Source organism: Streptomyces parvulus, assembly GCF_014648855.1.
Taxonomy (GTDB): Bacteria; Actinomycetota; Actinomycetes; order Streptomycetales; family Streptomycetaceae; genus Streptomyces; species Streptomyces parvulus.
In genome coordinates this window covers 156514-170267 of sequence record NZ_BMRX01000001.1, presented here as the reverse complement: position 1 = coordinate 170267, position 13754 = coordinate 156514, and the positions used below count along the sequence as shown (strand labels likewise).

Genomic DNA, 13754 nt, shown 5'->3' with positions numbered 1-13754 from the left:
CCCAATGGGTGGCGAAACCGTGGCTTCCGCCGCCTTTCCGCCCGTACGTGGGCCTTGATCAGGTATAGGACTCGGGCGACATCACTCGAAAGAGTGCTGGGGCGAGGGCCGCCCGGACCACGTAGGCTCGTGCCGAACGGGAAAAACCGCGACGAGCCGTAGCGACAGGAGCTGAACGTGATCCCCGGTGGTGGCCAGCCCAACATGCAGCAGTTGCTCCAGCAGGCCCAGAAGATGCAGCAGGACCTCGCCCGGGCCCAGGAGGAACTGGCCCAGACCGAGGTCGAGGGCCAGGCGGGCGGCGGCCTGGTGAAGGCGACGGTGACCGGCTCCGGCGAGCTGCGCGGCCTCGTGATCGACCCGAAGGCGGTGGACCCCGAGGACACCGAGACCCTCGCCGACCTGGTCGTCGCCGCGGTCCAGGCGGCCAACGAGAACGCGCAGACCCTCCAGCAGGAGAAGCTGGGCCCCCTCGCCCAGGGCATGGGCGGCGGCAGCGGCATCCCCGGTCTGCCTTTCTGAGTTCGCCTTTCTCAGACCGGCGGAAGCCATCTACCGTACGTAGTGCAGGAACCTCAGGAAGGACGGCAGTCCGTTGTACGAAGGCGTGGTCCAGGACCTCATCGACGAGCTGGGGCGGCTGCCCGGCGTCGGTCCCAAGAGCGCGCAGCGGATCGCCTTCCACGTCCTCCAGGCGGAACCGACCGACGTACGACGGCTCGCCCAGGCCCTCATGGAAGTGAAGGCCAAGGTCCGCTTCTGCGCGACCTGCGGGAACGTCGCGCAGGAGGAGCAGTGCAACATCTGCCGCGACCCCCGGCGCGACCCCGCCGTCATCTGCGTGGTGGAGGAGCCCAAGGACGTCGTCGCCATCGAGCGCACCCGTGAGTTCCGCGGGCGCTACCACGTGCTCGGCGGCGCGATCAGCCCGATCGACGGGGTCGGCCCCGACGATCTCCGCATCCGTGAGCTGCTGGCCCGCCTGGCCGACGGCACGGTGACGGAGCTGATCCTGGCCACGGACCCGAATCTGGAGGGCGAGGCCACGGCCACGTACCTCGCCCGCATGATCAAGCCCATGGGCCTCAAGGTCACCCGCCTGGCCAGCGGCCTCCCGGTGGGCGGCGACCTGGAATACGCGGACGAGGTGACCCTCGGCCGCGCCTTCGAGGGGAGACGACTCCTAGATGTCTGACGCCACGCTGCACGCGACCAACCAGAACCCCGACGACTTCGCGGTCCAGATCGCGGACCAGATCGAAAGCTTCCTGGTCGCGGTCACGGAAGTGGCCAAGGGCGACGAACCGGACTCGGCCGTCCCCTTCCTCCTCCTGGAGGTCTCCCAGCTCATGCTGGCCGGCGGCCGCCTGGGCGCCCACGAGGACATCGTCCCCGACGAGCGCTACGAGCCCGACCCGGGCCCGGAGCTGGACGTGGACGAACTCCGCGAGAACCTGGCCCGCATCCTCGACCCCGTCGACGTCTACTCCGAGGTCTTCGACCCCTACGAGCCGCGCAAGGCCCCCGTCCCGGCCCGTATCTCGGACGACCTCACCGACGTCATCACCGACCTCCGCCACGGCATGGTCCACTACAAGGCCGGCCGCACCACGGAGGCCCTGTGGTGGTGGCAGTTCTCCTACTTCTCCAACTGGGGCTCCACCGCCTCCGCCACCCTGCGCGCCCTCCAGTCGATCGTCGCCCACGTCCGCCTCAACCAGCCCCTCGCCGCCCTCGACGGCCTGGACACCGACGAGGACCTCGGCGACGACACCCTGGAGACCGAGGCCGGCCGGGTCATGGTGGAGGAGATCGCGGGCCCGCTGGGGCTGCGTCCGGTGAAGTGACGAGCTCACCCGTCCCGGTCACACACGGCCACCGTCGTCTATACCCTCGGTAGTCCACGACTTGCCGGAGGTGGACGCTGTGCCGGTACCGAACGACAACTCCCGGCCACCCGCGGCCTGGTGCTACAGCGGCAACCAGATCAGACGCTGGCGCACCCTCGCCAACGTCAGCCGCGAGGCCCTGGCGGCCGCCGCCAACTACGCCCCCGAGACCATCTCGTCCATGGAACGCGGCGTACGGATGCCCTCACCCCGCCTCCTCGACATCGCGGACGAACTCTGCGGCGCCCAGGGCATGCTGAGCGCGGCGAAGGAGTACGTCCGCCGGGAGCGGTACTCCGCGCGGGCGGTCGACTTCATCGAGCGGGAGCGGGAGGCGACGAGCCTGTGGTGGTACGAGGTCGCCCTCGTCCCAGGCCTGTTGCAGACGCGGACCTACGCGCAAGCACTGATCGACAACCGCATCCCGCCCCTGGACGAGGAGACCGTGGCGGAGCGGGTCACGGCCCGGATGGAACGGCAGGCGATCCTCACCGGGCCAAAGCCGCCCGTGGGGCTCAGCTTCGTCATCTACGAGGCCGTGCTGCGCAGCCCGTTGGTGGACGAGGCCCAGCTACTGCGCCTGCTGGAGGCCTCCCGTATGCGCAACGTCGTCTTGCAGGTGCTCCCCTTCGCACAGGCCTTCAGCGATGCCCTCATGGGGCCGATGGTGCTGGTGGAGGGGCGGGACCACGAACGACTGGCCTTCATGGAGGGCGCGTTCGCCAGCGAACTTTCGGCCGACCCGGGTGTTGTCAGCCGCGTCACCGAGCGGTTAAGCATGATCCGCACGCGGGCTCTCGACCCCGACGAGACGGCCCGCTTCATCGAGCGGACGGTGGCCCGGCGTGAGTGATCAGCTGAAGTGGTTCAAGTCGAGCTACAGCGACAACGAGGGCGGCGCGTGCGTCGAGATCGCCCTCGCCGACCCCGTCCACATCCGCGACTCCAAGTCCACCCACCCCGGCCCGGAGCTCCAGGTCTCGCCCGCCTCCTGGTCGGCGTTCGTCACCGCGGTCCGGCCGGAAGCCTGAGCCACTGGGCCCGCGAGGGGTCCCGGGTGCGGGTTTTACGGAACCCAAAGATACTTGTGAACGTGTGACACGCCGCACTTTCCCGAGTGACCCGTCTCCGGTTGGGCATGAGCCAGCCTGAGCGAGTACCCGGGTCTCACCATGCGATACCGCAGAGGCGAAACCCGGACGCTCGGTAAAATGAGCCGACCGCAGTACATATACGTACGTGCGGAAAGAGACGGATTGAGCGAGGAGCGCACGTGGGCCTTGTCGTGCAGAAGTACGGAGGCTCCTCCGTAGCCGATGCCGAGGGCATCAAGCGCGTCGCCAAGCGGATCGTGGAAGCGAAGAAGAACGGCAACCAGGTGGTCGCCGTCGTTTCCGCGATGGGCGACACGACGGACGAGCTGATCGATCTCGCCGAGCAGGTTTCCCCGATCCCTGCCGGGCGCGAACTCGACATGCTGCTGACCGCCGGAGAGCGTATCTCCATGGCGCTGCTGGCCATGGCGATCAAAAACCTGGGCCACGAGGCCCAGTCGTTCACCGGCAGCCAGGCCGGAGTCATCACCGACTCGGTCCACAACAAGGCCCGGATCATCGACGTCACCCCGGGGCGCATCAAGACCTCGGTGGACGAGGGCAACGTCGCCATCGTGGCCGGCTTCCAGGGCGTCAGCCAGGACAGCAAGGACATCACCACGCTGGGCCGCGGCGGGTCCGACACCACGGCCGTCGCCCTCGCCGCCGCGCTCGACGCGGACGTCTGCGAGATCTACACCGACGTCGACGGCGTGTTCACCGCCGACCCGCGCGTCGTGAAGAAGGCGAAGAAGATCGACTGGATCTCCTTCGAGGACATGCTGGAGCTCGCCGCCAGCGGTTCCAAGGTGCTCCTCCACCGCTGTGTGGAGTACGCCCGCCGGTACAACATCCCGATCCACGTCCGGTCCAGCTTCAGCGGACTCCAGGGCACGTGGGTCAGCAGCGAGCCGATCAAGCAAGGGGAAAAGCAGGTGGAGCAGGCCCTCATCTCCGGAGTCGCACACGACACCTCGGAGGCCAAGGTCACGGTCGTCGGCGTGCCGGACAAGCCGGGCGAGGCCGCCGCGATCTTCCGCGCGATCGCGGACGCCCAGGTCAACATCGACATGGTCGTGCAGAACGTCTCCGCCGCCTCCACCGGCCTGACGGACATCTCCTTCACCCTGCCGAAGTCCGAGGGCCGCAAGGCCATCGACGCGCTGGAGAAGAACCGCGCCGGCATCGGCTTCGACTCCCTGCGCTACGACGACCAGATCGGCAAGATCTCCCTGGTCGGCGCCGGCATGAAGAGCCACCCGGGCGTCACCGCCGACTTCTTCACCGCGCTCTCCGACGCCGGGGTGAACATCGAGCTGATCTCGACCTCCGAGATCCGCATCTCGGTCGTCACCCGCAAGGACGACGTGAACGAGGCCGTGCGCGCCGTGCACTCCGCCTTCGGACTCGACTCCGACAGCGACGAGGCAGTCGTCTACGGGGGCACCGGCCGCTGATGTCCCACACCGGACGGGACGGGCGGCCCACGCTCGCCGTCGTGGGAGCCACCGGTGCCGTCGGCACGGTCATGCTCACGATCCTGTCCCAGCACGCGGACGTCTGGGGCGAGATCCGCCTGATCGCCTCGCCGCGCTCGGCCGGCCGCAAGCTGGCCGTGCGCGGCGAGGAGGTCGAGGTCATGGCGCTCACCGAGGAGGCCTTCGACGGCGTCGACGTCGCCATGTTCGACGTGCCCGACGAGGTCTCCGCGCGGTGGGCGCCGATCGCCGCCGCCAAGGGCGTGGTGGTCGTCGACAACTCCGGCGCGTTCCGGATGGACCCGGACGTGCCGCTCGTCGTGCCCGAGGTCAACCCGCACGCGGTACGGATGCGGCCGCGCGGCATCGTCGCCAACCCCAACTGCACGACGCTGTCCATGATCGTGGCGATGGGCGCGCTGCACGCCGAGTTCGGGCTGCGCGAGCTGGTCGTCTCCTCCTACCAGGCGGTGAGCGGGGCCGGCCGGGACGGCGTGGACACGCTGCGCCGCCAGCTGTCCCTGGTGGCCGGCACCGAGCTGGGGACGCACCCCGGCGACGTGCGGCGGGCCGTCGGCGACGACACCGGGCCGTTCCCGGAGCCGGTCGCGCTGAACGTCGTACCGTGGGCCGGATCGCCGCGCGAGGACGGCTGGTCGTCCGAGGAGATGAAGGTGCGGGACGAGTCCCGCAAGATCCTCGGACTGCCGCACCTCCCGGTGGCGGTGACGTGCGTCCGGGTCCCCGTGGTCACCACCCACTCCCTCACCGTGCACGCCCGGTTCGAGGGCGAGGTCACGGTCGACCGGGCCCGCGAGATCCTGGCCACCGCGCCCGGCGTCGTCCTCTTCGACAACCCGGCCGCGGGGGAGTTCCCCACCCCCGCCGACGTCGTCGGCACCGACCCCACCTGGGTCGGCCGGGTGCGGCGCGCGCTGGACGACCCGACCGCGCTGGAACTCTTCGTCTGCGGGGACAATCTGCGCAAGGGCGCCGCGCTGAACACCGCGCAGATCGCGGAGCTGGTCGCTGCCGAGTACGCCTGAATCCCCATCAGAGGGTCCAAACCCCCTGGCCAACGTGTATTTCCTTTGTAGGATCCATGAACGAGATGTGATCCGGAAGTTGGTCCGGACTACTTGTACCCGGCACCTGTGCCGTCAGAGGATTTCCTCCCCGCCCTCCGCAACCGTGCGGAGGGCGGGGAGCGTCTTTGCGGTCACCCCTTAGGGGGCGCTCAGACGCATGGGTCGGCGTGGGGACGCCGAGGGCGGGCGTGGGGACGTCCGTTCACATGGGACATAGGGGAAGAGCGGACGATGAGGGCGTATGACGCACCGTCAGCCGGGCGGCTGCCCGACGGACAGGACCGACACGGGAACGTGACGCCCGGCACGTACAACCCTCACGGGGGTGGACGTGTCCAACAGGCGTGGCAGAGGTTCTCGAATTCACCGCATCGACACGTGGCCCCGCTGTGCGGGCCCCCGGCCGGTCAGTCCGCCCCCGTGTGGCCGGTCCGGCCGGTGGCATGCCGGTGATCGCGCCGATGCCAGCAGCGCGGCCGGCCCGCATATCGAACCAGCGCGACGGCGCGGACGACACGGTGGCGGCGGGTACCACCGTCGACCACCTCACCGAGACGTACCGGGCGCACTACCGGTCGCTGCTCGGCCTCGCCGCCCTCCTCCTCGACGACACCGCCTCCTGCGAGGACGTCGTCCAAGAGGCCTTCATCCGCGTGCACTCCGCGCGCAAACGCGTCCGCGACCCGGAGAAGACCCTGGCGTATCTGCGCCAGACCGTCGTCAACCTGTCGCGTTCGGCGCTGCGCCGCCGCATCCTGGGCCTCAAACTGCTCTCCAAACCGATGCCGGACATGGCGAGCGCGGAGGAGGGCGCCTACGACCAGCTGGAGCGCGACTCCCTGATCAAGGCGATGAAGGGACTCCAGCGCCGCCAGCGCGAGGTCCTGGTCCTGCGCTACTTCGCCGACATGACCGAGGCACAGGTCGCCGAGACGCTCGGCATATCCCTCGGCTCGGTCAAGGCGTACGGATCTCGCGGCATCGCGGCGCTCAGGGTGGCCATGGAGGCACCGGTATGAGCGACGGCGACAGGCACGTGCCGCGGGACGAGGGCGCGCCGGGCGACGAGGGCGCGCCGCGCGAGGTGAGTCCGCCGCGGGACGAAGGGGCGGTGAGTGCGGATGGCGCGCTGAGTGAGGAGGGCGCGCCAAGTGCGGAGGGCGCGCTCAGTAAAGCGGGCCCGCCGAGCGAACCGGGCTCGCCGAGCGAAGAGGGCGCACCGAGCGAAGAGGACGCGCCGAGCGAACAGGGTGCGCCGGACGTGAGTGCGCCGCCGGACGAGGGCGTACCCCGGGAACGGCCCGCGCCGGACGGGCCGGCCCGACAAGAGCAGCCGAAGAACACGCACGCTGGGAACCGAACTGTGAACCACGGCCCCGCCGACCAGGGCCCCGGCCCGCGAGGGCAGGACGGACTCGACGCCGACGAACCCGCACTGCGGCGGATGCTGCAGCAGGCCGTCCAGGACATCGAGCCGAGCGACGGCACCCTGGACCACCTGCGCCGCGCGGTACCCGCCCGGCGCGCCCGCAAGCGCCAGGCCGTCGTCGGGATGGCCGCCGCGGCCCTCTTCATCGGCACCGCGGTCCCCGCCCTCGTGCACGTCTCCAACACCACCGGCCCGGGCGCCGACCCGTCCGTCGCGGGCAACGCCTCGCAGGCCCAGGGCGGCGCCTCCCAGGGCAAGGACCCGGCCGGCGGCCAGAGCGGCGTCGTAGGGTCCCCGGGCGCCGCCGAGGACAAGGACCGCACCGACCCCGAGAAGACGCCCGAGGGCGAGCAGAGCGGCGCGGCCACGGGCTCGGCGCCCGGCACGGCCCCCTCGCCCAGCGTCGCGGCCGACGTCCCGGTGTGCTCGTCGCAGCAGCTCGGGCCGGCCGTGGCCAGCATCGCCGAGCCGGACTCCGCGGGCGTGGTCTACGGCTCGTTCCGCGTCACCAACGTCTCCTCGGACGGCTGCACCGTCACCGGCCCCGGCAGCGTCGTCACCGCCTCGCTGGGAGCGGCGGACGCCTCCAGGATCGGCACCGCACGGCACGTGGCGGGCGACGCCGCGGCCGGACTGCCCGACCCGTCCCTGGAGGCCCCGGCGCTGACCCTGGCGCCGGCCGCCGGGTACGAGGTGCAGTTCGCCTGGGTGCCCTCGGAGACCTGTCCGACCCCGGGCGGCTCCACCGGGGGCAGCACCGGCGAGCCCTCGCCCGACCCCTCGCCCACGGGGGACACGACCGCCGCGGGCGGATCCTCCACGGGGGGTGCCGAGGCGGGCCCGACGACCCAGCTGCTCACCGAGGACGGACCGGCCGACGGCAGCGTCTCGGTGACGTACACCCCGGAGGGCGGATCGGGCTCGGCGACGGCCAAGGTGGCCAACGCCTGCGTCGGCACCGTCTACTGGACGGGCGTGCTGCCCGGCACGGAGTCCTAGGCGGGAGACGCCCTGGGACGGCGGAGGAGCTGCTCGGCCGCCGTCAGGCGCCGGTCGGGCTGGGCCGAGCCTCTCGCTCGGTCTCTTCCCCGGCGGGCCCGGCCTCCTCCCGTGCCTCGGGCACGGCGAGGCCCAGCTGCGCGTCCCGGGCCAGCTCGGTCTCGCGGCGCAGCAGCCGGAACCACATGAAGATCACGAAGCCCACGAAGGCGAACCACTCGGCGGTGTAGCCGAGGTTCTGGAACGCCTTCAGGTCGAGGCCGCTGTTCTGCGGCTCGCTGACCGGCACCGCCCGCATCCCGGAGTCGCCGCTGTTCAGCGTGACCCACGCGTCGTACACGTCGTAGGGCACCAGGTTCAGCAGCGTCGACGCGCTGATCGAGCCGGTCTGTCCGGCGGGCCAGCCGGAGCGTCCGCTGACGCCGTTGCCGCCCGGGGACTCCGGGGCCTGGAGCGCCCCGGTGACGGTGACCTCGCCGGCGGGCGGGGCCGGGGCCTTCGCCGGGTCCGGCTCGCCCGGCAGCCAGCCGCGGACGACCGGCAGCGCGCGGCCCTCGTCGGTGCGCAGCAGCGTGAGGACGTAGTAGCCCTCCCGGTCGTCGAGCTTGCGCTCGGGGACGAGCAGCTGGTCGTCGTACCGGCCGGTGACGGTGGTCTGCCTGCCGACCGTCGACTTGTCCAGGGGCAGCAGCGCGTCCAGCGGGCGCGGCGCGTCCCGGCGGGCCTCCTCGTGCTGCGTGGACGCGGTCTCGTGGTCCTGCACCCGGTCCTCGAAGCGGCCCAGCTGCCAGGAACCCATGAAGATGCAGAACGGGATGGCCAGGACGACGAAGACGTTGATCCCCCACCATCGGGGCGTCAGCAGAAACCGGTACACGCCCTCCACGGTACGGGGCGGGCCCGCGCGGCCCCGCCTCGGGGCTGTGGAAAACGCGCGGGCCGGCGGGCGGACGGGCGGGGTTGTCCACAGGCTGGGGATCCCGTCTGCGCGATGTCGGCAGGTCGGGGCAGTATGGGGCCATGACTGAGAGCAACGGGTCCGTTCCGTCGGACGAGCGGCAGACGCAGGCCGAGCAGATGCCCGAGTGGGAGAAGCGCTTCCGGGCGCCCAGGGTCTCCCTCCCCGACTGGGCCGAGGACGCCCCGGACCGCTCCCTGTTCGTGTCGAACGCGACGGGGACCTACGAGCTGTACGCCTGGGACCGCTCCTCCGGTGACCAGCGCCAGGTCACCGACCGGCCCAACGGCACGACGGACGGCGTGCTCTCGCCCGACGGCGACTGGATCTGGTGGTTCGACGACAAGGACGGCGACGAGTTCGGCGTCTGGCGCCGCCAGCCCTTCGCGGGCGGCCCGGACGAGGCGGCGGTGCCGGGCCTCGACCCCTCCTACCCGGCGGGCCTCGCCCTCGGCCGCGACGGGCGTACGGCGGTGGTCGGCCGCTCCACCGACGAGGGGGGCACGACCATCCACGTGGCGCGCGGGGACGGCGCCGACCCGGCGGAGATCTACCGCCACCGCGAGTCCGCGGGCGTCGGCGACCTCTCCCACGACGGTTCGCTGATCGCCATCGAGCACACCGAGCACGGCGACGCGATGCACTCCGCGCTGCGCGTCCTGCGCCCCGACGGCACGACGGTCGCGGAGCTGGACGACACGGAGGGCGGCGAGGAGGAGCTGGGCCTGGAGGTCCTGGGCTTCGCGCCGGTCGACGGCGACACCCGGCTGCTCATCGGCCACCAGCGCCGGGGCCGCTGGGAGCCGCTGGTGTGGGACGTCGCGACGGGGGAGCAGACCGACCTCGCCCTGGAGCTGCCGGGCGACGTCAGCGCCGAGTGGTTCCCGGACGGCGGCGCCCTGCTGATCGTGCACGGCTTCGAGGCCCGCAGCGAGCTGTTCCGCTACGACCTCGCGCAGCGCGAGCTGACGGAGATCGAGACGCCCGCGGGCACCGTCTCCGGGGCGACGGCCCGCCCGGACGGCGCCGTGGAGTACCTGTGGTCCTCCGCCGCCGAGCCCTCCGCCGTCCGCTCCACCACCGGCGGCGTCGTCCTGGACCCGCCCGGCATGAAGTCGCCGCGCTCGGTCCCGGTGGAGGACGTGTGGGTGGACGGCCCCGGCGGCCGCATCCACGCCCTGGTCCAGAAGCCCGCCGGCGCGACCGGCCCGCTCCCGACGGTCTTCGACATCCACGGCGGCCCGACCTGGCACGACAGCGACTCCTTCGCCGCCGGCCCGGCCGCCTGGGTGGACCACGGGTACGCGGTGGTCCGCGTCAACTACCGGGGCTCCACCGGGTACGGACGTGCCTGGACCGACGCCCTCAAGCACCGGGTGGGCCTCATCGAGCTGGAGGACATCGAGGCGGTGCGCGAGTGGGCGGTCACGTCCGGCCTCGCCGACCCCGGCCGTCTGATCCTCACCGGCGGCTCCTGGGGCGGGTACCTCACGCTCCTCGGCATCGGCACCCAGCCCGACGCATGGGCCCTGGGCATCGCCGCCGTCCCGGTCGCCGACTACGTCACCGCGTACCACGACGAGATGGAGGCCCTGAAGGCCCTGGACCGCACCCTGCTGGGCGGCACCCCCGAGGAGGTCCCCGACCGCTTCGAGGCGTCCTCCCCGCTGACCTACGTCGACGACGTCAAGGCCCCCGTCTACATCTCGGCCGGGGTCAACGACCCGCGCTGCCCGATCCGCCAGGTCGAGAACTACGTCCAGCGCCTGGAGGCCCGCGGCGCGCTCCACGAGATCTACCGCTACGACGCGGGCCACGGCTCCCTGGTCGTCGACGAACGCATCAAGCAGGTCCGCCTGGAACTGGACTTCGCGGAGAGGTACTTGCCGAAGGGCGCGTAGCGTCCCGACGCTTTTCGCCCTGCCCTTCTCTCCCAACCGAGTCGGGTGGTGGGTGGGCAAAGGCCGGGGGTCCAGGGGGCGGGAGCCCCCTGGACGGGACTGGAGGGCGCCGAACCCTGCACCCGCCCACCCACACGCCGCCCCCCCCGCTACCCAGGGAACCGCTCCCGCGTACGCCGCCCCAGCAACTCCGCCAGCCCCCGCCGCGTGGCCGCCAACACCACCCGGTCCTCCCCCCGGAGGACATACGTGTCGGGCAGCTCCCACACCAGCCGCGACCCCCGGCGCACCTCGCCCTCCACGTCCGCGTCCACGTCCGCCTCACCCTCGCCGGAGGCGACCCCGTCGGCCACCTCCAGCGCCAGCACCCGCCACGCCCCCGCCCGGAACGCCTCGCCGACCGTCCGCCCCTCCAGCTGCGGATGGCCCGCCACCTCCACCGCCGCGAACAGCAGCACCCGCCGCTCCACGGGGATCGCCCCGAGGATCTGGCGGCCCATCATCGCCCCCGCGAAGGACGGCGCCGCCAGATGCGTCACGCTGCGGCTGCGGGTGAGGGCCCCGGGATGGGCGGCCCGCAGGGTCCGGTACACGGCGGTCGCGAAGTCGTCGTCGTACAGCCGCAGCACCACCCGCAGTCCGGACCGCACCGACCGGCCGTACAGCACCGCCTCCAGGTTGGTGGTGTCCACGCTGGTCAGCGCGAGCAGCGAGTGCGCCCGGTGGATCTTCGCGGCCTCCAGGACGCCCTCCTGGGTGACGTCCCCGAGCACCACCGGCACCCGCAGCCGCCTCGCGGTCGCCATCCCGCGCGCCTCGGGGTCGGCCTCGACGCAGACCACGGGGATGTCCATCTCCCGCAGCCGCGTCAGCACCCGAGTACCGATCTTGCCGAGACCCAGCAGGACCACGTGCCCGCCGAGTCCCCGCGGCGGCTTCCGCAGCGCGGTGGCGGTGCGGAAGGTCCCCAGGGCCTCCAGTACGGCCGCGAGCAGCACCGGAAGCAGCAGCAACCCGACGAAACCGGAGAGGAGTTGCAGCACCTGCCGGCCGCTGTCCGCGTTGTGGGCGGGCTCGTTGATGGAGAACAGGTCGAGCAGCGTCACATACGTCGCGTGCAGCGGGTGGTCCCCCGTGACCACCATCAGCGCCACCGCGAGCGCCACCACGCACGCCGCCAGACCGGCCAGCGACCACCGCAGCCGCCGCGAGAACAGTTCGGCGAACGGCGGCACGCTCGCGCGCCCGGCGGGCAGCGACGGCCCGGAGTACGACACCTGCTCCAGGACCACGGTCCCGCGCCCCGTCGCCGCCCGCACCGCCGCCGCGTCCGGCAGCAGCTGCGGCCCTTCGCCGCTGTCCTCCGAACCGTCCGCCCCGGCCGGGTCGTTGCTCGTCGCGGAGAGCAGCGCGAGCGTGCACAGACCGGGGTCGGCGACCTGCCCGGGCAGCGGCGGATTCCGCTCCACCGCGCGCAGCAGCAGGCCGTCCGTCTCCACGATCTTGCTGGTGCCGACGAGCGCGGTGGCCGCGAGCGCCGGCGCGGCCGTGTCGGCGTCCGACAACACCGTCGTGGACGACTCGACGCCGTCCGTCCGCAGGGGCCGCCCGTCACCGACCGCCAGCGCGGCGCTCTGGTCGAGGAGAGCCTCGATGTGCTGGCCCAGACGGCGGTTGTACAGGCGCAGCACCAGCCGCACGCGGGGGTTGAGCCGGCGGGCCGTCAGGGCGGCCCGGATGTTGGTCTCGTCGTCGTCGTACACCAGCGCCAGCGCGCCCGCCCGTTCCACCCCGGCTTCCGCGAGCACGTCCTCCGTCGGCTCGGAGGCCTCCAGTTCGCGGGCCGAGCCGCCCTGTTCGCCGTTGCCGGTGCGGTTGACGGCCGCGCTGACCATGTCCCGCAGCGCCGCCGACGCCGCCCGGGCCCGTCCGACGACCGGCTGGCGGACCCGGCGCCCGGAGGGCGGGACGACGAGGGTGACCTGCTCGGCGTAGACGCCGCGCAGTTCGGCGGCCAGCCGGTGGGCCAGCCCGTCGTCGCCGCACACCACCATGGGCGCGTACGCGTCGCCCTGCGGAACCTGATTCGGAACGCTCCCCGTATGAGTCCCCATTTGAGGAAGGACAGTACAGGCGCGGGGCCCGGTTCCAGCAGGGGCCGACGAAGCGCGGGCGGAGTGCAGCACGGCATCAGGCACCGCATCAGGCACGCATCAAGCACGGCATCAGGCACGCATCAGGCACGGCATAAGGCACGGCATCAGGAACGCGTAAAGATTGCCGGAACCCGGCAATGACGCACACCCCCGCCGGGTGTGAGGATTCTTCTCACCGGAGGTCAGCGACGGGCGGGAGGGGGACTGCACACATGGCCTGGTTTCTCGGAATCGGCATCACGGGGGTTGTGCTGCTCGCCCTGTCGCTGGTCTTCGACGGACTGTTGGAAGGCGTGCTCGACGGCGCGCTGGACGGCGTCCTGGAGGGGTGGCTGTCGTTGCCGGTCGTCGCCGGATTCGTGGCGATGACCGGCTTCGGTGGCGCCATCGCCCTCGGCACCGGCTGGACCGGACCGGCGGGGGCCACCGCGGCCGGCACCGTCGTGGGCACGGGCGCCGCCTGGCTGACGTACCGCTTCAGCCGCGCGCTGATGCGCGACCAGAGCACCCCCACGCCCCGCGCGGACGACCTGCTCGGCACGTCCGGCAAGGTCGTGACCGCCATCCCGGCGCAGGGCTACGGCGAGGTGCTGCTGCGGCTCGCGGGGCAGCCGCTGAAGTGCGCGGCGCGCAGCGCGGTGCCGCTCGCGCGGGGCGCCGAGGTGTGGGTCGAGGCGGTGCCGACGGGCACGTCGGTCGTGGTCCGCCCGGTGGACCGCTGAACACGCAAACCTCTCCTCTTCGTCTGTTTGTTCTCCTTCT

13 protein-coding genes are annotated in these 13754 nt (G+C 72.1%); 11 read left to right on the top strand and 2 right to left on the bottom strand.

Translation table 11 applies throughout. From position 1 onward, the window contains the following. Positions 1-177 precede the first annotated feature (177 nt). From IE108_RS00790 to IE108_RS00750, 9 genes are all read left to right on the top strand, one after another. Positions 178-522, top strand: coding sequence for a YbaB/EbfC family nucleoid-associated protein (locus IE108_RS00790; RefSeq protein ID WP_079163602.1), 345 nt, complete (start codon positions 178-180; stop codon positions 520-522). Between the two features lie 73 nt (positions 523-595). Then, on the top strand, positions 596-1195 hold the full coding sequence (gene recR / locus IE108_RS00785) for a recombination mediator RecR (protein WP_064729020.1): 600 nt from the start codon (positions 596-598) through the stop codon (positions 1193-1195). Further along, the gene (locus tag IE108_RS00780) at positions 1188-1847 is read left to right on the top strand and encodes a DUF5063 domain-containing protein (RefSeq protein ID WP_064729021.1); all 660 of its coding nucleotides are present in this window, start codon (positions 1188-1190) and stop codon (positions 1845-1847) included. The genes recR and IE108_RS00780 overlap by 8 nt, the downstream gene beginning before the upstream one ends. 79 nt (positions 1848-1926) lie before the next feature. After that, positions 1927-2742: a DUF5753 domain-containing protein gene (locus tag IE108_RS00775; RefSeq protein WP_064729022.1), complete on the top strand. Its 816-nt coding sequence runs from the start codon at positions 1927-1929 to the stop codon at positions 2740-2742. Further along, a complete protein-coding gene (locus IE108_RS00770; protein WP_064729023.1) occupies positions 2735-2920 on the top strand; it encodes a DUF397 domain-containing protein in 186 nt (61 codons plus the stop codon). Before IE108_RS00775 ends, IE108_RS00770 begins: the two co-directional genes overlap by 8 nt. A gap of 242 nt (positions 2921-3162) precedes the next feature. Beyond that, a complete protein-coding gene (locus tag IE108_RS00765) occupies positions 3163-4440 on the top strand; it encodes an aspartate kinase (RefSeq protein WP_064729024.1) in 1278 nt (425 codons plus the stop codon). Continuing rightward, positions 4440-5507 (top strand): aspartate-semialdehyde dehydrogenase, encoded by a 1068-nt coding sequence (locus IE108_RS00760; protein WP_064729025.1) that lies wholly within the window; start codon positions 4440-4442, stop codon positions 5505-5507. Before IE108_RS00765 ends, IE108_RS00760 begins: the two co-directional genes overlap by 1 nt. Before the next feature lie 485 nt (positions 5508-5992). Then, a complete protein-coding gene (locus tag IE108_RS00755; RefSeq protein ID WP_064729026.1) occupies positions 5993-6568 on the top strand; it encodes a SigE family RNA polymerase sigma factor in 576 nt (191 codons plus the stop codon). Positions 6569-6912: 344 nt separating this feature from the next. Continuing rightward, entirely contained in the window at positions 6913-7977 is a 1065-nt protein-coding gene (locus IE108_RS00750) for a hypothetical protein (RefSeq protein ID WP_064729027.1), read from the top strand. A 43-nt stretch (positions 7978-8020) separates the two neighbouring features. On the opposite strand, the gene IE108_RS00745 is transcribed toward IE108_RS00750, so the two are convergent. Continuing rightward, positions 8021-8854 carry an SURF1 family protein gene (locus IE108_RS00745; protein WP_229851535.1) on the bottom strand — a complete coding sequence of 278 codons (834 nt, stop codon included), beginning with the start codon at positions 8852-8854 and terminating at the stop codon, positions 8021-8023. Positions 8855-8997: 143 nt separating this feature from the next. Here IE108_RS00745 and IE108_RS00740 point away from each other — a divergent pair, with 143 nt between their 5' ends. Beyond that, positions 8998-10836 carry a S9 family peptidase gene (locus IE108_RS00740; protein WP_189397552.1) on the top strand — a complete coding sequence of 613 codons (1839 nt, stop codon included), beginning with the start codon at positions 8998-9000 and terminating at the stop codon, positions 10834-10836. 149 nt (positions 10837-10985) lie between these two features. On the opposite strand, the gene IE108_RS00735 is transcribed toward IE108_RS00740, so the two are convergent. Then, a complete protein-coding gene (locus tag IE108_RS00735) occupies positions 10986-12890 on the bottom strand; it encodes an NAD-binding protein (RefSeq protein ID WP_064729030.1) in 1905 nt (634 codons plus the stop codon). Positions 12891-13204: 314 nt separating this feature from the next. On the opposite strand from IE108_RS00735, the gene IE108_RS00730 reads away from it, so the two are divergent. Next, entirely contained in the window at positions 13205-13714 is a 510-nt protein-coding gene (locus IE108_RS00730; protein WP_064729031.1) for an NfeD C-terminal domain-containing protein, read from the top strand. Positions 13715-13754: the final 40 nt, after the last annotated feature.